20 protein-coding genes and 1 pseudogene are annotated in these 23,441 nt (G+C 36.2%); 4 read left to right on the top strand and 17 right to left on the bottom strand.

Annotated elements, in window-relative coordinates; genetic code table 11:
- From PQ474_RS22980 to PQ474_RS22955, 5 genes are all read right to left on the bottom strand, one after another.
- Positions 1 to 178, bottom strand: a 178-nt coding sequence (locus PQ474_RS22980) for a fructose-bisphosphatase class III (RefSeq protein WP_273847918.1), incomplete at its 3' end; no start/stop codon positions are given.
- Positions 179 to 793: 615 nt separating this feature from the next.
- A complete protein-coding gene (locus PQ474_RS22975) occupies positions 794 to 1,243 on the bottom strand; it encodes a GNAT family N-acetyltransferase (RefSeq protein ID WP_273847915.1) in 450 nt (149 codons plus the stop codon).
- Between the two features lie 172 nt (positions 1,244 to 1,415).
- Complete coding sequence (locus PQ474_RS22970; RefSeq protein WP_273847914.1) at positions 1,416 to 1,718, bottom strand: DUF3147 family protein; 303 nt, start codon at positions 1,716 to 1,718, stop codon at positions 1,416 to 1,418.
- Positions 1,709 to 2,131 (bottom strand): MarR family winged helix-turn-helix transcriptional regulator, encoded by a 423-nt coding sequence (locus tag PQ474_RS22965; protein WP_273847913.1) that lies wholly within the window; start codon positions 2,129 to 2,131, stop codon positions 1,709 to 1,711. The genes PQ474_RS22970 and PQ474_RS22965 overlap by 10 nt, the downstream gene beginning before the upstream one ends.
- 1,414 nt (positions 2,132 to 3,545) lie before the next feature.
- On the bottom strand, positions 3,546 to 4,058 hold the full coding sequence (locus PQ474_RS22955) for an AAA family ATPase (RefSeq protein WP_273847912.1): 513 nt from the start codon (positions 4,056 to 4,058) through the stop codon (positions 3,546 to 3,548).
- Between the two features lie 185 nt (positions 4,059 to 4,243).
- Between PQ474_RS22955 and PQ474_RS26790 the strand changes: the two are divergent.
- Positions 4,244 to 4,456 (top strand): annotated as a pseudogene (locus PQ474_RS26790) (IS110 family RNA-guided transposase); the annotation flags it as partial.
- 361 nt (positions 4,457 to 4,817) lie between these two features.
- On the opposite strand, the gene PQ474_RS22945 reads toward PQ474_RS26790, so the two are convergent.
- From PQ474_RS22945 to PQ474_RS22915, 7 genes are all read right to left on the bottom strand, one after another.
- Positions 4,818 to 6,314 (bottom strand): gamma-glutamyltransferase family protein, encoded by a 1,497-nt coding sequence (locus PQ474_RS22945; protein WP_273847911.1) that lies wholly within the window; start codon positions 6,312 to 6,314, stop codon positions 4,818 to 4,820.
- A 32-nt stretch (positions 6,315 to 6,346) separates the two neighbouring features.
- The gene (locus PQ474_RS22940) at positions 6,347 to 7,015 is read right to left on the bottom strand and encodes an N-formylglutamate amidohydrolase (RefSeq protein WP_273847910.1); all 669 of its coding nucleotides are present in this window, start codon (positions 7,013 to 7,015) and stop codon (positions 6,347 to 6,349) included.
- Entirely contained in the window at positions 7,015 to 8,061 is a 1,047-nt protein-coding gene (locus tag PQ474_RS22935; RefSeq protein ID WP_273847909.1) for an ABC transporter ATP-binding protein, read from the bottom strand. The genes PQ474_RS22940 and PQ474_RS22935 overlap by 1 nt, the downstream gene beginning before the upstream one ends.
- Before the next feature lie 12 nt (positions 8,062 to 8,073).
- The gene (locus PQ474_RS22930; RefSeq protein WP_273847908.1) at positions 8,074 to 9,066 is read right to left on the bottom strand and encodes an ABC transporter ATP-binding protein; all 993 of its coding nucleotides are present in this window, start codon (positions 9,064 to 9,066) and stop codon (positions 8,074 to 8,076) included.
- Between the two features lie 91 nt (positions 9,067 to 9,157).
- Positions 9,158 to 10,042 carry an ABC transporter permease gene (locus PQ474_RS22925; protein ID WP_273847907.1) on the bottom strand — a complete coding sequence of 295 codons (885 nt, stop codon included), beginning with the start codon at positions 10,040 to 10,042 and terminating at the stop codon, positions 9,158 to 9,160.
- Positions 10,043 to 10,056: 14 nt separating this feature from the next.
- Positions 10,057 to 10,971, bottom strand: a complete 915-nt coding sequence (locus PQ474_RS22920) for an ABC transporter permease (protein WP_273847906.1) — start codon at positions 10,969 to 10,971, stop codon at positions 10,057 to 10,059.
- Between the two features lie 137 nt (positions 10,972 to 11,108).
- On the bottom strand, positions 11,109 to 12,692 hold the full coding sequence (locus PQ474_RS22915; protein ID WP_273847905.1) for an ABC transporter substrate-binding protein: 1,584 nt from the start codon (positions 12,690 to 12,692) through the stop codon (positions 11,109 to 11,111).
- A 693-nt stretch (positions 12,693 to 13,385) separates the two neighbouring features.
- Between PQ474_RS22915 and PQ474_RS22910 the strand changes: the two genes are divergently transcribed.
- Positions 13,386 to 15,626, top strand: coding sequence for a helix-turn-helix domain-containing protein (locus PQ474_RS22910; protein WP_273847904.1), 2,241 nt, complete (start codon positions 13,386 to 13,388; stop codon positions 15,624 to 15,626).
- A gap of 129 nt (positions 15,627 to 15,755) precedes the next feature.
- Here the strand turns inward: PQ474_RS22910 and PQ474_RS22905 are convergent, their stop codons facing one another.
- Positions 15,756 to 16,973, bottom strand: a complete 1,218-nt coding sequence (locus tag PQ474_RS22905; RefSeq protein WP_273847903.1) for a M20 metallopeptidase family protein — start codon at positions 16,971 to 16,973, stop codon at positions 15,756 to 15,758.
- 18 nt (positions 16,974 to 16,991) lie between these two features.
- A complete protein-coding gene (locus PQ474_RS22900; RefSeq protein WP_273847902.1) occupies positions 16,992 to 17,243 on the bottom strand; it encodes a biotin/lipoyl attachment domain-containing protein in 252 nt (83 codons plus the stop codon).
- A 300-nt stretch (positions 17,244 to 17,543) separates the two neighbouring features.
- On the opposite strand from PQ474_RS22900, the gene PQ474_RS22895 reads away from it, so the two are divergent.
- Positions 17,544 to 19,580, top strand: coding sequence for a sigma 54-interacting transcriptional regulator (locus PQ474_RS22895; RefSeq protein ID WP_273847901.1), 2,037 nt, complete (start codon positions 17,544 to 17,546; stop codon positions 19,578 to 19,580).
- A gap of 170 nt (positions 19,581 to 19,750) precedes the next feature.
- Here the strand turns inward: PQ474_RS22895 and PQ474_RS22890 are convergent, their stop codons facing one another.
- Positions 19,751 to 19,981: a hypothetical protein gene (locus tag PQ474_RS22890; RefSeq protein ID WP_273847900.1), complete on the bottom strand. Its 231-nt coding sequence runs from the start codon at positions 19,979 to 19,981 to the stop codon at positions 19,751 to 19,753.
- A gap of 444 nt (positions 19,982 to 20,425) precedes the next feature.
- Positions 20,426 to 21,343: a DMT family transporter gene (locus tag PQ474_RS22885; RefSeq protein ID WP_273847917.1), complete on the bottom strand. Its 918-nt coding sequence runs from the start codon at positions 21,341 to 21,343 to the stop codon at positions 20,426 to 20,428.
- 158 nt (positions 21,344 to 21,501) lie between these two features.
- Here PQ474_RS22885 and PQ474_RS22880 point away from each other — a divergent pair, with 158 nt between their 5' ends.
- Positions 21,502 to 22,878, top strand: a complete 1,377-nt coding sequence (locus tag PQ474_RS22880) for an aminotransferase-like domain-containing protein (protein WP_273847899.1) — start codon at positions 21,502 to 21,504, stop codon at positions 22,876 to 22,878.
- Positions 22,879 to 23,339: 461 nt separating this feature from the next.
- Here the strand turns inward: PQ474_RS22880 and PQ474_RS22875 are convergent.
- Positions 23,340 to 23,441: sigma 54 modulation/S30EA ribosomal C-terminal domain-containing protein (locus tag PQ474_RS22875; protein ID WP_273847916.1), on the bottom strand; the 102-nt coding region annotated here is incomplete at its 5' end.

The following is a 23,441-nucleotide window of genomic DNA, read 5'->3' as shown; positions in this document are numbered from 1 at the left end:
TCCCCGAACCATTTCGGAGCACATGTTGAAAGGCTTGATACTCCCCGTGTAAATCACTAACAAAATGTTCTGTCCCCTTTGGTAGACTAAGGATGGCTTCTAGATTAATAATTTCAGTGACCACTTTTTCTTCACAATCATATTTTTGGGCCAACAAATCTAAATATTTTGAGTTCACAATTATGTATCCCCTTCCAAAATTCATCATTGTTTAATATCAAAAAGATTGCAATTACATACTTACATTATAAGAGAAACTCAAATCGAAACTAGTTTTATATGTTCATTGTCTATGTTAACTTTAAATATACCCATTCGATTAGTTGCTACTATTATATCACAACGGGACAAGGGGACAGGCCCGCCTAAGGGGTGATCCCGAACCCCCTCTCCATTAAAAAATATTCAAAAAAAGCCTAAGTTTAACCTCAGGCTTTGGATGATCCCCTATAACTCTTCAGACATTAATGCTGCTTAATCCGATATTAAATGATGAGTCAATACTCTTCACACCTATTTTCTAACTTCGTTTACTTATTATATTTAGTAAATAATTATAGTTTTCAACGTAAACAACGATAGGACTTTACTTGGAGGGGTGGGTATGGTAGGCTGGTTAGTCTGCTGAAACACCTACTTCAGCCTTTCAAGACCAATCATACCCACAGAGGCTCCAAGTCAAGTCCTTAAACGCTTTTCTATGGTTACATGTAAACAATGATAAAGGGTGCACCATATCAGTGTTTTGAAACGGATACTATATATAAGCTACCCGTTTACTTTAATAAGAAAATTATAGTTTCTTTTCAAAAAAGGTTAGGGATAGTTGTTCATTTACTGTGACTTTTTGAATATTTTCAAATCCATTCTTTATATAAAAACTAACTGCTGGAGCATTTTTAGAACCTGTCGCTACTTTTATTGTTTTAACCTCGAAATTACTTTCAAGGAAATTTAAAAGTCTTTGTGCAATTCCTTTTCTAAAATGGCTTGGATGTACAATTAACCTATGAATATCAACTTCATCATTTTCTACTTTTATTGATATTGCTCCACACAGCTCTTCATTTGTGTAATAACCAAAGAAAGTTTCTCCGCATTGTTGCAAAGTATCAACAGTATCTTTTAATGGTGGTATTTCACAAGAACCAATTATTTCTGCTTCTACTTTATAGGATGGTATTTGTATGTTTAGAACTTTTTCAGCGTTTTTTCTATTACTTATTTTAATTTCTTTTATCAAGGTAATCCCTCATTTAATCAATTTCTTCTTCCACAAAACTACTCTTTACTTCAACAAGAAAGAGCAATTACCCTTTATTGAGCAAACACTAGCCGTTTGTTTAAGTACCTTAATTCAAAAATCAAAATTAGAAGAAAGGTGCTACCTTCTTTACAAGGAAATCTTGGGCTATCTAAAATATTATCCATCCACCGACTCCAAACCCTATCGATATAAATAATGAAAAAGATGCTTTTAATGAAATTACTACTATGATTAATAGCACAGCGGTAGCAGGAAACCCCCATAGGACACCTAAAGCAAATTTACTTAGATTGGTTGTTTGTTCTCCTTGTATATAAAGCCAAAACAGACTCATCAAACTCACTAAGGGTAAAGCGGCAATTATCCCACCATACTTTGGAAAAACTTTTGCCACTTCTGTTACTAAGCCAATAATGATTGCTGAGACCAGAATTTTTACAATTAAAAACATTTCCTCGCCTCATGACTAAGAAGAGCAAATGCCTTTTCTATCAATTCAATTTCAGATGCGTCAAGGTTTTCTAATACACTTTTTAGTTTTTCATTATCTAATCGTGTATGTCTATACAATACTTCATTACCTTCTTTAGTCAAAATCACAAATACTTTTCTTTCATCTTCAATGCTTCTTTCTTTGGATACAAAGCCCTTTTTAATTAGTCTTTTAATGTGTTCAGAAGCAGTATTATGAGTCACACCTATGTATGTAGCTAAATCACCTATCGTTGTTTCTTGCTTCTTTTCTATGTGTTGTAATAATCGTATAGCTTGGTGCGAAATATTTTCTTGAGGAACGTAATGTAGTAAATGATAAATATCTGTCCAATTTTGATTTATATTATTAACTGTGTTCTTTTGAGTCATATCGATAAACCTCCCCTCTTTTTATATCTCATATTACGATATATTCTTATGTAAAGATAAAGTAGATTTCAATAATAAAAAAACCACCGTTTTGGTAGCACTATTAAGGGGATGTAGTGGTGACAGTGAACGTCACTTGCATATAGAAAAATGCCTGTGATTTCGCATTTTCCCAGTTTCATACTGTACCGACTTATCCTATTATCCATGTATTCGACACTTCGTGTCGGAATGTTGGAATTCATTAAGAGAGAAGTTTCTCGCTGAATATCCATGCGAAGACTTTTGTGTATCCGTTCTCTTCCCGTTTTGGTGAAGGGAGTGAGAGATTGGCTAAAGTTCATGTTATTCCTCGTTTTCACATCAGCAAGGGGGAATAGGTACACATTCGCTATTTTATATGTTCTGAAACCCAAACTGTAAAACTTTTTATAAGTTGGAGGTGGGTTTGCAGGATGTTCGTACTTCCCGACAGGTTTAAGACGATTGTATATGAATGCTTGCAACTCATAGGCAAGACGTGAGAACTCAGCATTAACATGTGTTGCTCGATTGAAGTAATTATGAATCCCCAAAACAAAGCTATTAAAGAGTAAGGCATTTTGAGCAGTCGGTGAGGTTCTGATTTTCTGAATATGCTTTCTTGCCTCATCCTTGATCTTCCGCATTTTATTGGCTTTGATGCCTGTGTGTGCTACTCTCTTTTTCCCTTTGCGATTCGCACGTATCGTGAATCCGAGGAATTCTGATTCTCGTTTTCGTAGATTTATAACTTGTGACTTTTCTGGAGAAATATCTAATTTCAGACGATCTTTTAGGTATAGCCTCACGGCATGGTCCCACCTTTGAGCGGTTTTCCAATTCCGACAGAGAATTTTAAAATCGTCCGCATAGCGGACAAGGTACCCCTCTTTAAGACTGGTACGCTTTTTAGCATACCTTTCGCCTTCTTTTGTTTTATAAGGTTGATTTAAGGGGAAAAACTCAACATTGATCGGCTACCCATTGGTCTAAGTCGTTTAGTACCACATTTGAAAGTAATGTCGATAACAACCCAACTTGCGGCGAGCCTTTTGTGGGTATACCTTAGCCGTCAATTTCAGCTTTTAGCATTTTAGAAATACACGCTCGGCATACCTTTTCCGAAGGAATGGCTTCAGCCTCTCTTCTGCCGAATCTACCTGTACTTCAAACCCCTTGACCTGTCAGTCAAGACGCATGCAGGAGTATTGACTTTGATGGTTTCAGGAAACATGGATCCATCATTCCCATCCTCTGTTGTAAAGTTAAGATTAATCATATGTAATCTCCTGTTTTTCACGCTTAATGTGCTTATAACAGAACTTGTCGATCGTGCTTCGTTTACTTCAATAAGAAAAGAAGTAATCCCTGCTTATTGAAGGATTGCTCTCCTTTAGTTGAAGTAGTTTTTAACTTCATTGTTACCTTTTAAAATTACTAACTTGTTATTGTAAGATGTTAACATATCAAATATTTCTGGCTTACTTTTATGTTCAAAAACCGTATTGTAGTTATATAAATCTTTTAAAATTTTTAATGTCGGTTTATAGTTTGCTTTTTCAATACCGATTTTTTGCATAAGAAACCTCTTAATTATTCTAAATCTTCTTGTAGAAAAATTAGTATCTAAAAATAAAATTAAATCAGCATTTTTAAAACATGGAGATACCCATTTATGATGAACCCCTTCAATAATCCAGTTTTCGGTGATGACTATTGAACTTAAAAACTCATTTCTTTCTTGTTCAGTTCTTTTAGTATCTCCACTATCAAACCTTTTCCAAACTACATTATCTAATTCGTAATAGGGAATGTTTAATTGATTAGAAAGTGTCTTAGCTAAGGTTGTTTTTCCACTTCCGATTGAGCCAATTATATGTATTCTTTTTGGAATAGTCTTTTCCATATAACCCCTCACTTTGTACAGTTCTTGTTATACTATCCTTTTCTTCATCTTAACATTATTTCCCAGTTATAAACCAATTAAAAAAGCCGTATTCGCAGCTTCCTGGATCTTAAACTATTGCTAACCTTTAGTTCAATAACTCTTACAGTATAAACTTGTTTCTAATCCTTATTAAATCTCCCCATGACGTAAAAGGAAAAGGGGCCATCGCAACCCTGCGCTTATTCCCTACCCCCATCGAATTACGTTCCATGGAAGCTCAGGATATCGTTAAAGGATGGAAAACAAAAATGAAGCGTCACGCTGGACTAAAAAAAGCCCATTCACTAGTTGAATTAGCTAAGCATTCTATTGGTAACCAACAAGCACATGATGCTTATAAATTACACCTAGAACAATGGTTTATCACTTCAAGGTTGCGTGAAATCTATAATACTTCTAAAACAGAAGAGGTCAAACAAAAGAAGAATGAACTCATTAAATATATTAAGTGGACAGATGAAGAAACCATTAAGGTTTACGAGCATTATTTTGACGAAGAAAACCACCGTAAAGCCCTTGATGGAATGTTGGAGAATATGGCACAACAAGAGAAAGAATACATGGAACAAAGGAAAAACAGTTATAAGAAGAAACCGAGCTTAAAAGCCATAGAACTTAACAATCAAGATATTGAGTTAGATGACGAAATACAAGAATTATTAGATGGATTGGAGTGATATACACTGACTGTATTAATAAATAAACCACATTCACTTTCTAGACACACATCCATTTTCCTCCACGACGTGGGTCTGCACTCCCCTCTATTTTGTTGGGAAGCAGAGATAGAGCATGAACTCCTCCATAGAAGATAGAATTAGGGTAATACTTCAATGAATAATCTCTTTCAAGAAGAATTCTTTCTTCCGACTCCGGTAATCTTTCCTCCATAAAAATGTAATCCTCATCAACGAAGTATCGAAATGCATCTGTCACACTTTGTAATGGTAACCCTTGCTTTATATGTTGAATTAAAATCTTTGTCAGCATATTCGGTATTCTCTTCCCACCAGAAGAACCTATTATAATTTTTTCCTTTTCACTGATGAGGATAGATGGAGCAATAAAACTTTGAGGTTTTTTTCCAGGTTCTAATTTATTTCGGGTTATAGGCGGCTCACTAAAATTACGCATTTGATTATTTAAGAAAAATCCATTAACACAAATTCCTGATCCAAATAAATCGCTTAATGTATTCGTAGTAGAAACCATCATTCCATTACCATCAACTACGACAAAGGCTGTCGTATTGTTGTAATCAAAGGTTTGAGTGAAATATTGTTCCTTATATAACTCATTTTTTACAAAAACTTTATTTAACAGTCTTTCACAGTGTTGTTGACTGATAAAGTCTTGTTGGTCCATATCGGAGAATTCAGGATCCTCATTAAATAAGATACGTTCTGCATAGCAAGTACGTAAAATTTGAGCCAGTTGATCAATAAAATCAGCACTATATCTGTCGAATTGTTCAAGTTTCATCATTTCTGACATTTGAAGTAGTTGGATAAGCATACTTCCAGCTAAAGGGGCTGGAGCGCTATAAATAGTGTAATCATCATATGAACCTTGAAGCACCTCGCTTTTTCTCACTGTGTAGCGTTGCAGATCACTAAGGTGTAGGTCTGGTACTGTTTCACAAATGGACTTTCCAATTTCACCGGTGTAAAAAACGTCGGAACCATGCTTAGCAATCTCAGTTAATGTAGCTGCAAGCTGAGGTTGCTTGATGCTCGTTTTAAGCGCTTTAGGAACTCCATCGTCATAAAATTGAGACAAGCCACTTCGGTTAAGATGCTCAGAAATGGCAAGCTGTTGGATGAGTACAGAATGAGCCGGATAGCCACCTTCGGCAAGGTGAATGGCCGGTTCTATTAAATGGTTCCATTTTAATGTACCTAAATCATCATGAATTCGTTCCATCCCTTTTATAAATCCAGGTACTCCAATTTTCAGATTGGACACGCTGCCTTTCCATGGTGCACACTCTCTATAATCATAAAAGCTTGGCTTTTGGTCGTTATTTGAGTGAATCATCATCACGCCACCACCACCAATTCCAGAACCATACGGCTCCAAAACACTTAAAGCAAAAGAAATCGCAATAGATGCATCAACTGCATTCCCCCCTTTTTTTACAATGTCTAACCCAACATCTACAGCTAGGGGGTGCGCTGCACTCACTCCAGACCTTCCCTCTTGAAAACTGTTCATAAATGTCCCTCCTTTCATATTGCTCACATGAATTAATTTTCTTGTATTGTAAGAATAAATTCATGTAAGGCTTGCACCATTGAAATGAACAACTCCAAGTTTTCATTAGGATTCCTAATTTTTTTGTTAATTTCCATTTGTAAACTTTGCAAACCGAGATCGTGATAACAATAAGCTGTAACCGTTCCCGGGTGTTTTGCAGGAAAAGCGGAATTTTCACACACACTCATGATGTTATACTTTTTAAACGTTTCTGTTAGTTGGTCCACTACGTTATGATTAATCGTCAATCCGTGTTGCGTCCCAAGGTCTACATCGAACTCTCTCTCCTCAGAGGCACCATGGAGGTCTATCACATAACGAATATCAAAAAGTTTAGCAAGCTTTCTTATCTGTTCTTTATACTCACCACCAATCACAAAATTTGGGTCTTCTGAAGTGCAACGTGTTGTATAGATTAAATGACAATTCGTATAACGCTGTAGGAGGAGGCCGATTGTCCCTGTATAATCATCTTGCTCCTTTATTCGATTGTTCCTAAATAGCTTCGTCGCGTGAGGAGCTGAGAGTAAGACGGGTACAAATCCACATTTAACATCAAAAGGAATTTGAGCCCCTGTTTGACCTGTATAGTCATTGAAAGCAAATTGCTCCTCGAAAAAACGAGAGAACGAATAAATTTCCTCTTCTGAAATCACCATTATGCCTCCATTCTTTTCGTTGACTCCATTGCCTTGACTTTATCCGTTGTCATATTAAAACCAACTGGAAAATGACATGCCACAGAATGTCCATTTTGGTTCGCATCTTTTAACTCCGGTGCATGTTCTTTACAAACTTCATCTGCATAAGGACAGCGAGTATGGAACCTGCACCCAGTTGGCAAATCTACTGGACTTGGCATTTCGCCATACATTGTATGTTGTTCTTGCTTCGCACGCAGACTAGGATGGCTGACTGGAACAGAAGCTAACAATGCTTCTGTATAGGGGTGTTGTGGGTTGGTAAGAAGTTGTTCTTTTTCTGCTATTTCTACTATTTTCCCTAAATACATCACAGCAACTCGATTACTGATATATTTAACAGCCGGGATTCCATGAGCTATAAATATTAAAGTCAGGTCAAATTCCTTTTGCAGCTTCAATAAAAGATTAAGAATTTGAGCCTGAATCGAGACATCCAATGCGGAAACCGGCTCATCACATACAATTAACTTAGGCCTTAATGCCAAAGCTCTAGCAATACCAATTCTTTGCCTCTGTCCTCCACTAAATTCATGTGGATACCTACTAGCACTATCTGCGTTTAGACCGACAACTTCGAGCATTTCAAACACTTGCTTCTTTAGTTCTGCACCTGATGCTATTTTGTGCGTTCTCAATGGCTCAGCAACAATATCAAACACTTTCATCCTGGGATTTAATGAGGAGTAGGGATCCTGGAAAATCATCTGAATATCCTTACGTTTTTCACGTAATTTTTTTGCGGATAACCGCGATAGATTTATTCCCTCAAAAGAAATTTCACCGTCTGTCGGATCTAGCAATTGTATAATTAATTGTCCCAAAGTTGATTTCCCACACCCTGATTCCCCAACAATCCCAAGGATTTCTCCTTTATGAAGATGAAAATCAACACCATCAACAGCTTTCAAATATTTTTTTTTAAAGGGGAGCTTCCCCTCAGAAACATCAAAATGCTTTTTTAATCCTTTCACCTGTAGCAAAACATCTTGATTGAATTCCATAGTATAATCCTCCTAAACGTGAACGGTCTTAGCGTTTTCTTTATTGATCAACCAACACCTCACCTGATGGGCTTGTGATACCTCTACTAATTCTGGCTCTTTCTTACAGTCTTCGGCTGCATACTTGCACCTATCAAAAAATCTACATCCGGTTGGCAACGCCGTTGGACTCGGAACCGTACCTTCAATTGGCACTAATTCCTCTTGAGTAAAATCTAGCTTAGGTGTACTGTTTAATAGAGCCTTTGTATAAGGGTGTAGTGCATGGTCAAAAATCGTAAATACATCTCCCTGTTCTACTACCTGACCTGCGTACATTACAATAACTCTGTCTGCTAATTCAGCTACAACACCTAAATCATGTGTGATGAATAAAATAGCAACCTCTTCTTTTTCTGATAGCTCTCTTACTATATTCAAAATCTGTTTTTGGATTGTAACATCGAGTGCTGTAGTAGGTTCATCCGCAATCAGGAGCTTAGGTTGACAACTTAGAGCCATTGCAATCATTACCCTCTGACGCATCCCACCACTTAAAAGATGTGGATAAGAAGAAAATACTTTTTCCGCCCTTGGAATTCCCACTTTTATTAATAATTCGATCGTCTGTTGTTTCGCCTTAGATTTGCCAATCTTTTGATGCATCAATATACTCTCCATAATTTGCTTACCAACCGTCATAACTGGATTTAGCGAAGAGAGCGGCTCTTGAAAAATCATCGAAATCTCATTGCCTCTAATTCTCTGCATCTCCTTTTCAGAAGCCTCTACTAGATTTAGTCCTTCAAAATGAATACTTCCATTAACAATTTTCCCGGCCTCACTTAATAGTCTCATGATGGATAATGAGGTCACACTTTTCCCTGACCCGGATTCTCCTACGATCGCTACCTTCTCCCCTTTTTGAACCGTAAATGAAACATCCTCTACTGAAGGAACCGTCCCATTTATCGTAAAAAAGTGTGTCTTTAGCCGGTTCACTTGTAAGATTACATTTTCGTTCATCGTCTCCCCTCCCAAATTTTGATTACCCTTTATGAACGTTATCTGAGTTGCTTCTACCTATCCTTTCAAGCTACTATTGTATTTCTTAATTTTACGACCTTGTGGAAGCTTGAGACTGTGGATCCAACACATCACGCAACCAATCACCTAATAAAATAATTCCTAATACCGTAATTGTGATCGCAATACCAGGAAATGTCGCAATCCACCAGCTTGTGGCTAAGTACTCTCTTCCATCACTCAAAAGAGCACCCCATGTTATGGCAGAAGGGCCCAATCCAAGAAAACTAAGAGAAGATTCAACCATAATGGTCGTCGCAACACTGAGAGTTGAAATAACAATGATCGAAGACGTAACGTTAGGAAGTAGATGCCTTAAAAAAATCATATAATCTTTTACACCAATGGATTTGGCCGCTTTGACGTACTCCCTTTCTTTCAAGCTTAAAACTTCACTCCGTACAACCCGAGCATAGGTGTACCAAGTAGCTATCCCAACAACTAAGATAAACATGAACAAACTTGGATTTAAAAAACCTAATATAAACAAAGCGATGAGGATTACCGGAATGGCAATATTCGCATCGACAATCCGCATAAAGATACTGTCTATCCATCCCCCATAATAGCCTGAGATCAAACCAATAGGTATGCCGATTAACCCAGCTACAAGAACGGAGCTTATCCCCACTAGTAAGGATATTTGACTTCCGTAAATGACTCTACTTAAGAGATCCCTTCCTAAGCGGTCTGTTCCTAGAAAATGTTCTGACTGACCACCATCGATCCATGCTGGAGGAATAGAAGCAGCAGCGAGATTAACTTCCCTTGCATCATGAGGAGCTAAGGCAGGGGCAAAGAGTGCTGTTAAAGCAACCAACAAAACAATTCCTATACCTAAGCTGCCGGTTTTGCTGGCCAAAAGCAATTTACACCATTTCATCAACGTTGACTTATTCCTTTCTTTCGGCAACATGAAGCATCTTCTCCTTATTTATACGTAATTCGAGGATCCACCACACGATATAGAAGATCTGCAATTAAATTAGCCCCGATTACTAAAATGGCAATGACAAACATACACGCTTGAACGACGGCCATATCTCTAGCATGCACTGCAGAGATGACCAACTGGCCTATTCCCGGCCAGGCAAAAACAACTTCGGTTACTAAAGCACCCCCAACCAATGTAGAAATATTAATGGCTATTAATGTAATGACAGGAAGTAGTGAGTTACGTAAACCATGCCTATATATCACGCTAAAATGGTTTAATCCCTTACTTCGGGCTGTTCTCATATAATCTTGATGTAGGACGTCTAACATTTTCGAACGTAACATTCGAGTGATTTCGGCAGCCATGGCTGTACCCGTTGTAATCGCCGGCAATATTAAATGAGCTAACGAGCCCCTTCCTGATACAGGAAACATTTGAAAATATACTGAAAAAAGCAAGACTAGCATTAATCCCAGCCAAAAGTTAGGCATTGCTTTCCCTAGAACCGATGAACCACTAATAAAAAGGTCTACAGGAGAATTCTTTTTTATAGCTGAAAGAACACCTAGCGGAATCGAAATAATAATGGATACAATAATCGCTGCTGTCATCAATTCAAACGTTGCAGGTAATCTTTCCAGTACAATTGGTAAAGCTTGTTGCTTATAAATAAAAGACTGACCGAATTCCCCCTGTATAACATTTAATAAAAAAATGCCGTATTGTACGATAACCGGCTTATCTAACCCCATTGCCTTTTGCATGGCTTGAATCTCTTCATTACTAGCATTTTCAGGCAACATAAGGACAACTGGATCACCTGATACATTGACAAAAACAAAGACAACAAACGAAATAATCAATAACACTGGTACAATTTGTGCTATTTTTTTCAGAAAATATGCCACGTACTTTTCTCCTCCTCCCTAACAGATGCGTCAAAAAGAATTCTAAGAGGAAGGACTAACAACGATTTTGCTAGATCCTTACCTCTTATGTCACTTTCACGTACTCACTGGACATACACGTTACTTGAATTAAGCGATTATTGAATAATCATATCCTTAATAACGAGCATACTATCGGTTCTCGGAGTAAAGATCACGTGATCATTTACACCATACACCTCATTTTGCAAATATAAATAAATCTTTGGACGTTCTTCAGCTACGATTTCCTGAATTTTTTGGTACTGTTGTTCTCGTTCTTCGAAATTCATATTCGTTAGGGCCGTTTCCCAAAGCTCAACGATTTCATCATTTGCATAACTTGCTCTATCCCATGCCGTACTTGTAGCAAATTCCTGCAGCCCGATCGAAGAATCAAAAATGGAATTTCCGTATGCCGCAAAATACATATCACCGTATTCACCGTTATTCCTCAACTCTAGGAATCTACTCCATTCCTCAAACTTAAGATTCACATTAATACCCACCTGACCTAGCATGGCGGCAATCACTTCATTAATTTCATTTGATTTCAAATATTGATTATTCGGAGAAGTTAACGTAAGTTCTAATCGATCTGCATAACCTGCTTCTGCTAATAATTGTTTCGATTTTTCTATATCGTACAAATTGCTGTTAAATAGGTTTGGATGAGCTCCAAAATTGCCTGGGGTAATTCTCGTTCTCGTTGGTGTACCTTCCCCTAACAAAATTTGCTGAGTAATTGCTTCCTTATCAATGGCCAATTCAATGGCTTCACGTACTCTAGGATCTGATGTTGGATGTTCTTCACCGTGATGTATACCAAGAAAACCTACTCTTTGTGACGGTGCTGATACGGCTGACACGCCATCTTGAGCGTTAATTCTTTCCATATCATCTGGTGTTATATCTGTAATAATGTCTACTCCACCTGTTAACAATTCATTAATTCTAGTAGACGTTTCAGGTATGACACGAAATACTACTTGATCTACGTCCTGAATTTTGCCTTCAAAATAGTTCTCATAAGGTTCAAGCACCACTCGGTCATCCCTTACCCACTCCACAAATTTAAGAGGACCTGTTCCGATAGGTTCATTTAAAAAGTGATCCCACCCATGCTCTTCAATGTAATTTTTAGGTAAGATCCCTGATCCGATACGAGAAAGAAGATTGAGCAACGTTGGTTGTGCACCTTCAGTTATAATCTCAAACTCGTAATCATTTATCACTTTTACCTCTTCTATAATTTTCAAATTACTATGCTCTTGCAATGTTTCGTCTTTTGCCACTCTATCTAAGGTAAATTTGACATCCTCAGCTGTTAATGGATCACCATTATGGAATGTCACTCCCTCTTTTAGGGTCATAGACCAGGTAACATCATCTACCGCTTCATAGCTGTTCAATAAATCAGGTTCAATCTCCATGTTTGTTTGTCTTTTTAGTAAGTAACTGAAAACATTAATATGCACTGCTTCCGTGTGTATTTCATTATGGTCGTGAATATCAAATGATGCAATATCTGATGGAATGGCAATGGTTAACTTTCGCTCGTTTGTCGATTCTTCAATAGAAGTTTCGTTAGCATTTAAAGTAGGTTCTTCCGCATTTTGACTTGTGTTTTCTGAATTTGAGCAAGAAGCTAGTACAAACATAAAAGCAAGCAACACACCAATTACTTTTAGTCGATTCTTCATATTTCTTCGCCCCTTTTCTATTATCCTATTTCTCCAATTCGTGAACCCTTTGATTCATTACAGAACGTAAATAGTAAAACATTTTAGGATAATTATATCTCTTTCCTCACTCTTGCCCACACAGCAGATTTTAAAAAAATGAAATCAAAAACAACCTCCTTTTTATCCATTTGTTTTTAAATAGGCAGCAGGGGATCAAATGGTCCTTCACCCTAAGACTTCATAAAACAATGTAATAAAAAATGACTGCACACATGTGAATATCATTAAATGAAATCTATTTTCCAATGAGAATGCCGCCTATTTTGTTTTGTCAAACGCTTCCGTTTGTAAAACAATCATATTAAAATTCAGAATTCTCATACAACTGCCAAAAATATAGAAATAAAAAACAAATGACTGTAAATTCTCCTTAACTACTGGCATCAAGCAATGGTTAAGACACATTTTTACCGCTTTATTCGCGAGTAAAATAATGACGGTTCAGCATAATGACGTGTTTAGCCGACACTATTATCATTATGAATTCAGTATTACTTGTCCTACACCTGCCTGTAAGTTACATAGTGATAACAAAAACAAAGCCACATTTGTGGTCTCAGCAAGATTGTAGTAAAATAAAAATATTCAGAATTTATTTTATGTATTATAAAAATCTAACAATATTAATGTAAAATGTGGGAAGGGGCGTATATGATTCAGGTATTTAGAGGGAAGTATTTCCTGAAGATTTTATTGTTATTTAGCACCAGTATCATTACCTTAATGTTGTGTATATCATTAGCACTATATTTCATTAGCGATGCTCATTTAGAAAAACAATTGATTGAGTCCAACCTTGAATTAGTTGGACAAGTTAAAAAACGAATAGAAAATGAGTTGGATTTTATTCAAAGCGGAATTTCCGAGACCATTGTAAACAGAGACGTCATACAAGCTCTATATAATAAGCAACTGGAAAATGACTATGAGAAGATAGTTCCCTTAAACCAAAAATTAATTAATACTTCTTTGATACTAAAGAATGTATATAGTGCCGATTTGTATTTACCTGCATCTCAAATAGTAATATCAAGTCTCAATGGTGCTACCTCATTCAACAACCTTTCCACTCAAAGAAAGGAATTCTATCAAAATGTTCAAGCTCTCCGTAAACCTTATTGGAACTTTAACAGCCCAAGTACAAGTACTAATGTCATTTCATTTTTTCAACCTCTCCCTGTCGGGTCAAATTTTCCTCAGGGGTATTTTTCAATACACGTTCACGAAACACTACTACTCAATATTCTTGATAACGCTTCTCTCTCAGACGTTGGCGATTATTATGTTATGAGACGAAACGAGCGGATTATGTTACATAAAGATAAGGAGAAGGTTGGGATGGCTTCAGAGTTACCTTCTGAGTATACTTCCCGCATTCTTACAGGATCAGAAGTTGGTTACTATAAACACCCAACAGAAGATAAGCTGCTATTCTACGGAAGAATAAACGAGAATGATTGGGTAATCATATATGAGATCCCAGAATCAAAGCTTCATTCCAACAGAAGCCTAGGTTTTAATATGTTATCTGCTACGGGGATAGGGCTTTTCTTATCGATAGTAATTGCATTCATCATCGCAACTTATTTATACTCTCCACTACACAGAAGGCTAGAGGTTATAAACAAACCTACAGATTCACTTTTATTTCATGAATGGAATCTCATTGATTCCGTTCAACAGAAAGAAAAGGAAAGAATAACAGAGCTATCAACAAAGGTTAAAAATAATCAAGAGCAATTATTAGATGCTTTCTTAGTTAAATCACTCTTAGGTTCTCAAGATTCGTTCCGTAATAATAGCGCATCTTCCTTATTTGCCCACCTTCAAAATACGTATCCTGTTGTCCTTGTTGTTGAAGTTGAAAAGTCCAACGGCAGTGAACAAAAAGGGAATCAATTTATAATGGACATGAAAAGAGTTTGTCGGGATGCTAGTAAACAGTATGACGTAAAAGTAATCTGTGTCCCTATCAAAGATTCACAACAATTTGCCATAATCCTCCCGTTTAAAAAGCTTTTAATTGATCCGGTTAAACATGATACTATTCTGAATTTAGCCGAAAGGATTCAACAATCCGTTCAAAATGAACTTCAACTTCAAATCTCTATAGGTATTGGTACTTTACAAGAAAGATTTGTAGACCTAAGGTGTTCATTTTTGGAAGCATTGGAAGCCTTACAATTTAAGCTGGTAAAAGGAAATAATCGAATTATTAGTTTTGAAGAATTGCGCTACACTGATCCTTTGCAATACCCATATTCCATAGAAGATAAGATAATAAAAGCATTAAAAAATGATCACGATCAAGCCTATATGGATCATTTTGACCAATTTGTAGATCATCTTAAAGACCAAAATTGTACTCCAGAGAGTATATACCATGCCTTTAGTATGTTATATACATCTCTCTACAGAGCCTTGGACGAACACAATGCTGTTGACAACTTTACCTTGAATAAATTTTATGCAGTCTTACATCAGAAGAACTCACTACGGGAATTAAAAAAGTGGTTTAAATCAGAAATCCTTTTAGAATTTATGGAGAAAGCTGAGCAATTGAATGGAAATCGAAGTGGACAAAAGATACAAAAAATAATGGATTATTTACAGGACCATGTAACGGAGACTCACACGTTGACATCTGTTTCAGACCATTTTGATCTTAATGCGAGTTATTTGAGTAGGCTTTTTAAGCAATCTACCGGGAAAAGTTTTGTGCAGTATTTAACCGAACTAAAGATTCAAGTTGCAAAACAAATGTTAATAGAGACAAATTTATCTGTGTCAGAAGTTGCTACTCACGTCGGGTATACAGAAAGGACTTTCAGTAGAGCATTTAAAAAGATAACGAATACTACCCCTGCCAATTACAGATTAAAACACAAATGACTTTGTATGAGTACGATCTTTAAAGTTATAGGTTCAAATGTTTTAGATCACGGTTCACCTGTAAAAGGAGGGCACTGAAAAGGGAAAACCTCCCTTTTTTTCAGTGCCCTCTGTAAAATAAGTTTTAAATTACTTTACTTCACTATACATATAATTATTCGTGGTTTTCACTTGATGCTGCTTTAAGAAATCTAATGCAAATTGAGCTAGCAAAGCCGTTCCGTAGGGCATTGCTTCTTCATCAATATCAAACAAAGGGTGGTGATGGGGATAAATTACCCCTTTTTTTTCATTTCGAACTCCTAGCCTAAAAAATAGACTTGGTACTTTCTCTGTATAATAAGAAAAATCTTCTCCGCCCATGGATGGGGAATTAAATGTTAATTTATTTTTACCCAAAACTTTTTCTGTAGTTTCTTCAAATAAAGAGATTAATTCTGGGTCATTTCTAACAGATGGATACCCTTCTTCATAATCAAATTCATATGTTGCACCAAATGCTAGGCACACACCAGAAACGACCCTTTCTAACTCATTTTGTACCATTAGCTTGATATCTTTCTCTAAGGTGCGAACCGTACCCTCTAAAGTTACGCAAGGAGCTATTATATTTCTAGCAAACCCTCCTTGTATTTTTCCTATTGTGATAACAGCACTGTCCAAGGGATTTAATTTCCTACTTACAATATGCTGGATCGACGATATCACTTGTGCTGTTACTGCAATGGAGTCAATGGTTTGGTGGGGATGTGCAGCATGCCCACCCTTCCCAATTATCTTTAAGACAAACCGATCGGAATTAGCAGTACTCACTTTAGGACTAACCGTTACAAACCCAGTAGGTAACGTGGGTTGAACGTGTAATGCCGCAGCAGCTTTTACTTTGTAAAAATCTAATACATTCTCATCAATCATCTTTTTAGCACCTGCTAATCCTTCCTCTGCCGGTTGAAAGATAATTTGGATATTGCCGGTCTCAATCTCAACTTCTGATAAAAGTTTGACTACTCCTAACATCATGGTTACATGGGCATCGTGTCCACATAAATGAGCTTTATTTTTCACTTTTGACCTATACGGCACATCTTTCTCATCTTGGATTGGGAGTGCATCCATATCTGCTCTTAACATGACAGTTGGACCTTGCGATTTCCCCTTTATTAGAGCAGATATTCCCGTCCCGGCAATTTGTTTGATTTCATCAACTTTCAAGATGTCTAATTGCTCCCTTATAAAGCTTGATGTTACATATTCTTCAAAGCCTAGTTCTGGGTTTTGGTGTAGCTTCCTCCGCCACTCAATCATTTTTGGGTTAAATTCTTTCGCTTTCATAAACAAATCATCCACAAGTAACTCTCTCCTTTATTAATCTGCTGCAATTCCAACTAGACTTACGTCGATACAAGCTAAATTTGTTCCATTCTTAACGGTTGTTCCTGGTAGTACAAATAGCGTTGTAACAGTACCTCCAACCTCACTTACTATTTTTTCTAATGACCCAGCATTTGTTACTATTTCAATTAATGGCTCCCATTCATACACATACTTACTTTCCTTGCACAATACACTAACCACTTTTCCAGAAACTGTACTTAGTATATTTTCACTAACTTTCATGACAATGTTACCCCTTTCTTATAGCTACACTTTTCGTGTAACTCTTCATATTTGTTTCCTTTCTACAAAATACATTTGCAAATTTAATGCCAAGTTTGTGAAAGTTATAAAATTTGCTAACTTTTTCATCGAAATTCCCTCTTAACCGTTAGAAAACTAGGAGGAACATGATGTTTAATTAGTAAGAATCTTTAAATAATTTATTTTTTATGGTACTTTTTACTTTAAGCGATATAAAACAATTGGTTTAATTGGTTAATTAAATAACATATTTAACCATTAAAGATAGGAAGGTGCTAAATGAAGTCGCCAAAATTTCTAACAATCGTTTCAATGCATAAAAACACATTAGTGTCTTTTGAGAAGGAAATCACAGGAATGTTTCAAGATAATGTAAAGATTAAGCTATATTGTTTTGAAGATGAAACTGTTTATGAGGGGATTGACGGAGACGTGATTCTCATTTCTAATTACAAAGTATTTGAACAAGCTCGTCGTTATATTAAAAATGAAAATGCCACTGTCATTATTGCTAGAAGAACATTGAGTGAACAAGGAATTAAAAAGATTAAGAACCTACAGAAAGGGACGAATGCAATTTTATATAACGTAACCCTTGAAATGGCAATTGAAACAATTTCCACAATCTACCAGTTAGGTATACGCCAAATCAATCTTATCCCTGCCCATAAAGATATGAACCCCTTACCCAATGTCGATTTAGTTATTACACCAGGTGAACAACTAGAAACTACAGTTGATGTAGAGAAAATAGATATTGGAAGTCGCATTTTAGATTTAAGTACATATATGGATATTTTAGCCAAAATGGATATTAACTATCCTATTTTGGAGGAGAAAGTAAAGCTTCATTTCGCTAACATCGTTCCTATTAGCTACGGTTTAGATAAAATTCTTGATAAAAAGGATCAACTCGCTTCACAACTTGATTTATTCTTACAGATCATCCCAAATGGCATTATTGCTATAGACTCTTCTGGCATCGTGACTATTTTTAATGACAAAGCTGCAAACCTTGTTCATAAAAAACCATCTAATGTAATTGGGTATTACTACGAAACCGTCTTTCCTGATCTTAAATTTCCGAAAGTACTTTCTGGAGAAATTGAAAATTTAGAGGAATTAATGAATTTCGGGCAAACATCCATCGTCGTAACAATTAACTCTTTAAAAATTGGAAATGAAATAACCGGAGCAGTTGCAAGACTAGTACCTTTCCAAGAAACGGAAAAGCGTCAACACCGACTTCGTTCCCAGTTACTAGGCAAAGGATTTGTTCCTAAATACCACTTCTTTCATATTATTGGAGACTCTTCCTCAATAAAGAAGCAAAAAAAAATTGCCCAACGAATGGCTACGTCTGATGCATCTATCTTAATTAATGGAGAAAGTGGTACAGGGAAAGAATTATTTGCGCAAGCGATTCATAATTACTCACCAAGAAGCCAGTATGCCTTTGTGGCCTTTAATTGCGCTGCATTACCTGAACAGTTATTAGAGAGTGAGCTGTTTGGTTATGTAGAAGGTGCCTTTACAGGGGCTAGAAAAGGGGGGAAACCTGGACTATTTGAACACGGTCATTTAGGAACTGTTTTTCTTGATGAGATCGGAGAGATGCCTAAGGTATTACAAGCTAGGCTTTTACGCGTTCTTCAAGAAAAAGAAGTTATGAGAGTTGGTGGAGACTCTATCATACCTGTTAACATTCGTATTATCGCCGCAACCAACCGTGACCTAAAATTAGAAGTTGCACAAGGGAAATTTAGAGAAGATCTATATTATAGGTTAAATGTATTACCTATAAGTATTCCGCCATTACGGGAAAGAACAGAAGATATCATTCCATTATTTTCATACTTCATTCAAGATCACGATATTACTTTGACGGAGGAAGCTCGTCATTATGTTGAGAGCTACCCATGGCCTGGGAATATCCGTGAATTAGAGAATTGTGCTAATTACTTAATAAATTACGGAAAACGCATTGTAGAACCTATTGACTTGCCAATTTTTAAAGAAACCACCGTAGCTCAAGCGGATAACGTTTCTTCATACCATAAAATAGAGCAAGAGTTCACATATAACGAAATGTTAATACTAGATATTCTCTATCAATCTTTTCTAGTAAAAAAAAGAGTCGGACGTAAACGAATTGCTGAGTTAGCTTACAAAAGAGAGACATTTCTTTCTGAGCAACAGCTCAGGGGCTACCTTACTTCAATGAAAGAACGCGGGTTAGTTGAAATAAGCCAAGGGCGAGGAGGGACAACTATAACACAAAATGGAATAAGAACTTTTCTAGAAATGAATAAATAGGCATTCTGCTCTTATCTTACTCAAGAGTTCAGATCACTTTTACCAAGTGCCACATTTATTAAAAGAAGTAGATTATTATGATAAAATTCCTCGTTTGAAAAAGAATCTTTAAATCGCTATTTACTATCGATAGACAAGTTCGCTCATGTTGGAGTAGTTGGGATCAGACCCTATTTTCTCGTACTATTAAACCTTATAATCACCCAGACTTGAGGGGGAAGGTATTCATGCTGCGCAATAACGGATCGTTCGTTGTAATAGAAGAGCTCTTTACTTTTTCTAAAGAAGAAGCCTAATTTGTCTTCGTAAATAAAGAACAACATTTCTTCAAACCCTCCATCTTCATCTTGTAATCTAGCAAGGGTCAGAATTCCCGTTTTTCCATCTTCTTTATGCTCCATTGATTCAATAATTGTAAACTAATTTAAACCAATCGTTGTGAACTCAGATTCTTCGGTAATGTGTAGAGATAATAAAGTTGTTTAATTTTTCATTTCAATAATCAAGGCATACACCATTGATGGAGATAAACTATTCCATCAAATGTATTTACTATGTGTGGTGTAGGGGAAACGATGGAGATTTTATCAAAGTCTTACCTATTGCTATATAATACAATAACTAAAACGAATCCATTTTGAAAAAAGATTGATCAAAATGGATTACAATTTGAGTATAGTAAGTATTTTCTATAAAGTTTGATCATTTTCCGTGCTACGTTTTTCAACAAACGCACGCGTTCAGTTCTATTATTAATTTAATATAAAAACCCGTGACTTTTCCTTCAAAACATCTATGAATTTAATGCTGATGAGCCTCATTCCTTCTCATATTTAATTACTTAGCTATTCAACAGGTAGCTCGTTTTTCTCTGATACAGATCCTTTTTTTGAAACAGGAGCATTTTTGCCTAATATAACAGAAAAGACAACGATCACAGCTATGACAAGAGTGAAAAATGTGATGGATTCATCGAGAAAAACGGTTGCAAATAGTATCATCAAAAATGGTTGTAAGTATTGAATCTGACTAACTCTTGCTATTCCGCCCATAGCCATTCCGCTATACCAAGCAACATATGCTAGAAATTGACTAACAACTGCGAGGTAAATAAAACTGACCCAAGCATTTATTGGAGCATGGAGCATTTCAGTTGTAAGGTTTAGCCCAACTGGAATAATGAAAAATGGGGCACCGATCATAATCGCCCAAGCAATGACTTGCCAGCTACCTAATTCTTTCGCTAATTTCCCACCTTCAGCGTAACTAAGTCCAAGTATAATCACTGCTGCTAGTAAAGCTAAATCAGCAAATTGTAATTGACCGAACCCTAGGTGAAGGGCATACACAATAACAGCTAAAGAGCCGATTATACTTGAAATCCAGAATTTAATAGATGGGACTTCACCAGCTCTAAACATTGCAAATCCAGCTGTGGCTAATGGTAACAGCGCTAATTCCACAGCCCCATGAGAAACAGGCAAGGTTTCCATTGCCCTAGAAGTAAGGAGGGGAAATCCTAAAACAGCACCAAAAGCAACAACAAGTAGACTTTTGAATTGGCGAGGAGAAGGGAGTTTTTCTTTTCGAACAATTAATACAACTGCAACTAACATAGCGGCAACAACTGTCCTTCCTAACCCAACGACCGTGGTCCCAAAATACTCTACTGCAATACTTGTAGAAGGGAGCGTTAAGCTAAAACATATAACCCCTACTAATCCCAACAATAACCCATATTTCTCTCTGGTTTCTCTTTGCATCATATCCTACCTTCCTTCTTACTCGTATTATATCTGCGCCATTTTTTATTTTCATAAAAAACAGTTCTGATATAATTAACATATTAATAGGTACACATAATACAAATAAACCATTTTTTTACTAAACTGTACCTGTACAGATGAAGGAGGATACATGTATGAGCTCAAAATATATCGAGATAATGAAAAAAATAAAACATAGGTTAGCAGATGGGTCACTTATTGCAGGGAGTAAACTCCCTTCTGTTCGTCAGTTATCTGAGCATTTTTCATGTAGTAAAAATACGGTCATTAAAGCATACGAAGAACTAGAAAAAGAGCATTTAATTTATTCAGTTCCTAAAAGTGGCTACTTTGTAGTGAATGAATTTCAACATGCCACGAACGAAACTGACGTGATTGATTTCTTGTCTGCTGGTCCAGATAAGAACGTTATGCCTTATGTTGATTTTCAACATTGTATGAACCAAGCAATTGAACAATATAAAGAAGAGCTTTTTACATACTCTGATCAACAAGGGCTTTACTCATTACGGGTACAGTTAGTGAAATATTTGCAGAATCTACAGGTGTTCACTCAACCTGAAAGACTAGTCGTTGTTTCTGGATCTCAGCAAGCCCTTAATTTATTCGTTTCTATGCCGTTTCCAAATGGAAAAAACAATATTCTTATTGAACAGCCTACTTATTTCGGATTCATTGAGTCCATCAACCTACAACAAGCTAATACTTTTGGAATTGAGTTATCGATGGAAGGCATAGATCTTGATCGTCTGGAATACATTTTTCGAAACAATGATATAAAATTTTTCTATATTATCCCGAGATTTCACAATCCACTTGGACACTGTTACTCGAATAGCGAAAAGAAAAAAATCGTTGAGTTAGCTGAAAAATACGATGTATATATAGTGGAAGATGATTTTTTAGGAGACCTTGACCCAAATGCAAAATCAGATCCTTTATTTTCTTATGATCCTTCCGGGAGAGTGATCTATATTAATAGCTTTTCAAAAATTTTTCTCCCAGGGTTACGGATTGCCACAGTCGTTCTTCCTACATTAATGATTAATAATTTTTTACGATATAAATTCAGTTCGGATTTTAATAGTTCAGCACTTTCTCAAGGTGCACTAGAAATCTATTTAAAAAGTGGTATGTTTAATACCCATCTCAAAAAAATAAAAGAAGTATACCATACTAAAATGCAAATCCTTCAAGAAGCCTGTGAATTATTGCTACCGGCTAATACTCATTTTTCAAAACCTACTTCAGGATTCTATCTATCGATCAGTTTGCCCGAGAATGTGACAGCAAAACAGGTAGTTCATATGCTAAACGAGCAGCATGTATTAGTTGATGATGCCTCTAGAATGTTTTTGTCAGAATATAAAAAGGAAAATCTCCTTCGATTAAGCATCTCTCAAGTGAATGAGAGTCAAATTAAACTCGGGGTAGAGCGATTGGCTCAATGTATTGCTTTAATTGATAGTAGAAAAACACATATTACTCGAAATAACTTTTTACTCTTTTAGTATGGATAAGTTTATGTAGATGGTAGGATTACGCAGAATTTAATCAATCGTTTGAGACATATTCAATCATAAAATTTACCAACAATTAAATAAAAATAAAACCCTCTCAAAACAATGATGTTTGAGAGGGTTCTTCAATTAACTTGCCTCCAAATTATTGAAAACCGCTCCGTTAGTACTTTCTCGAACTACCTGCTCGTCACTTTAAGTGTAATTCACAATCTAAAAATCTTTTGAGGATACCTCAAAGGACGACAGTCATATTTGCCGATGTATTAGTAAAATGGTACAAATATTTTATAAACAGTACGACTTTATTTCAAAGCCACAACAACTGAGATGTAGCCTTGTAATAGAGGTTGTTTAAAATGATGCTAATAACCTTGATAGATTGCGACTTTTGCTTTTTAAGCCACAAAAGGGAACACAGAAATACTATATTCCCCCTTTTTATGACTAGCTCATGCTCCAGGTTCAATCAAACCATATTTTCCATCTCGACGTTTGTAGACAACATTGTTTGATCCATTTATGGCATCGTAATAGACAAAGAAGTTATGACC

The organism is Halalkalibacter alkalisediminis (assembly GCF_028610705.1).
Taxonomy (GTDB): domain Bacteria; phylum Bacillota; class Bacilli; order Bacillales; family Bacillaceae_D; genus Halalkalibacter; species Halalkalibacter alkalisediminis.
Note: the sequence above shows the minus strand (reverse complement) of the source record. Positions and strands in the feature narration are given on the sequence as shown.

What these genes read in the sequence shown, in the direction of transcription:
- PQ474_RS22970 (WP_273847914.1), bottom strand. Translation starts at nt 1,718, where the DNA reads ATGTTTTTAATTGTAAAAATTCTGGTCTCAGCAATCATTATTGGCTTA.
- PQ474_RS22965 (WP_273847913.1), bottom strand. Translation starts at nt 2,131, where the DNA reads ATGACTCAAAAGAACACAGTTAATAATATAAATCAAAATTGGACAGAT.
- PQ474_RS22955 (WP_273847912.1), bottom strand. Translation starts at nt 4,058, where the DNA reads ATGGAAAAGACTATTCCAAAAAGAATACATATAATTGGCTCAATCGGA.
- PQ474_RS22945 (WP_273847911.1), bottom strand. Translation starts at nt 6,314, where the DNA reads ATGAACAGTTTTCAAGAGGGAAGGTCTGGAGTGAGTGCAGCGCACCCC.
- PQ474_RS22940 (WP_273847910.1), bottom strand. Translation starts at nt 7,015, where the DNA reads ATGGTGATTTCAGAAGAGGAAATTTATTCGTTCTCTCGTTTTTTCGAG.
- PQ474_RS22935 (WP_273847909.1), bottom strand. Translation starts at nt 8,061, where the DNA reads ATGGAATTCAATCAAGATGTTTTGCTACAGGTGAAAGGATTAAAAAAG.
- PQ474_RS22930 (WP_273847908.1), bottom strand. Translation starts at nt 9,066, where the DNA reads ATGAACGAAAATGTAATCTTACAAGTGAACCGGCTAAAGACACACTTT.
- PQ474_RS22925 (WP_273847907.1), bottom strand. Translation starts at nt 10,042, where the DNA reads ATGTTGCCGAAAGAAAGGAATAAGTCAACGTTGATGAAATGGTGTAAA.
- PQ474_RS22915 (WP_273847905.1), bottom strand. Translation starts at nt 12,692, where the DNA reads ATGAAGAATCGACTAAAAGTAATTGGTGTGTTGCTTGCTTTTATGTTT.
- PQ474_RS22910 (WP_273847904.1), top strand. Translation starts at nt 13,386, where the DNA reads ATGATTCAGGTATTTAGAGGGAAGTATTTCCTGAAGATTTTATTGTTA.
- PQ474_RS22900 (WP_273847902.1), bottom strand. Translation starts at nt 17,243, where the DNA reads ATGAAAGTTAGTGAAAATATACTAAGTACAGTTTCTGGAAAAGTGGTT.
- PQ474_RS22895 (WP_273847901.1), top strand. Translation starts at nt 17,544, where the DNA reads ATGAAGTCGCCAAAATTTCTAACAATCGTTTCAATGCATAAAAACACA.
- PQ474_RS22890 (WP_273847900.1), bottom strand. Translation starts at nt 19,981, where the DNA reads ATGGAGCATAAAGAAGATGGAAAAACGGGAATTCTGACCCTTGCTAGA.
- PQ474_RS22885 (WP_273847917.1), bottom strand. Translation starts at nt 21,343, where the DNA reads ATGCAAAGAGAAACCAGAGAGAAATATGGGTTATTGTTGGGATTAGTA.
- PQ474_RS22880 (WP_273847899.1), top strand. Translation starts at nt 21,502, where the DNA reads ATGAGCTCAAAATATATCGAGATAATGAAAAAAATAAAACATAGGTTA.